Source organism: Pseudomonas sp. 05T35, from assembly GCF_056396605.1.
The window spans coordinates 1-847 of record NZ_JBFTLU010000815.1; the positions used below are offsets into that span (position 1 = coordinate 1).

The window sequence follows — 847 nt, forward strand, 5'->3', positions numbered from 1 at the left end:
GTGCCAGCGTGGTCGGCAACCAGTTGCAGGTGCCAGCGTGGTCGGCAACCAGTTGCAGTTCAATCCGGGAAGCGATTTTGATCACCTGGCGCAAGGCGCCACGGCCAGTGTCACGCTCAGCTACACCATGAGCGACGAGCACGGCGCAATCTCGACCAGCAGCGTAGACGTGACCATTACCGGCACCAACGACGCGCCGGTGGCGGTGGCCGATACGGCCGCCGGCACGGAGAACCAGACCCTGAGCATCAACGTGCTGGSCAACGACACCGATGTCGACGACGGTCACGCGTTCACGCTGAACTCGGCCAGCGCGCCGGCAAACAAGGGTACAGCCAGCGTGGTCGACAACCAGCTGCTGTTCACTCCGGGAAGCGATTTTGATCACCTGGCGCAGGGGGTGGTCGAGCACGTGACGCTCAGTTACCAGATGCAGGATGAACACGGGGCACTCTCGAGTTCCACGGTGGACGTGACCATCACCGGCACCAACGACGCGCCGGTGGCRGTGGCCGATACRGCCGCCGGCACGGAAAACCAGACCCTGACCATCAACGTGCTGGGCAACGACACCGATGTCGATGACGGTCACGCGTTCACACTGAACTCGGCCAGCGCGCCGGCAAACAAAGGCAGTGCCAGCGTGGTCGGCAACCAGCTGGTGTTCACCCCCGGAACTGACTTCGACCACCTGGCGCAAGGCGCGGTCGAGCACGTGACGCTCAATTACCAGATGCAGGACGAACACGGCGCGCTCTCGAGTTCCACGGTGGACGTGACCATYACCGGCACCAACGACGSWCCGGTRGCGGTGGCCGATACGGCCGCCGGTACGGAAAACCAACCC

Annotated in this window: 1 protein-coding gene; it reads left to right on the forward strand. The window is 63.9% G+C overall.

The features are described 5' to 3' along the window. Positions 1-847, forward strand: an 847-nt coding sequence (locus AC1DH9_RS30030) for an Ig-like domain-containing protein (protein ID WP_477809438.1), incomplete at both ends; no start/stop codon positions are given.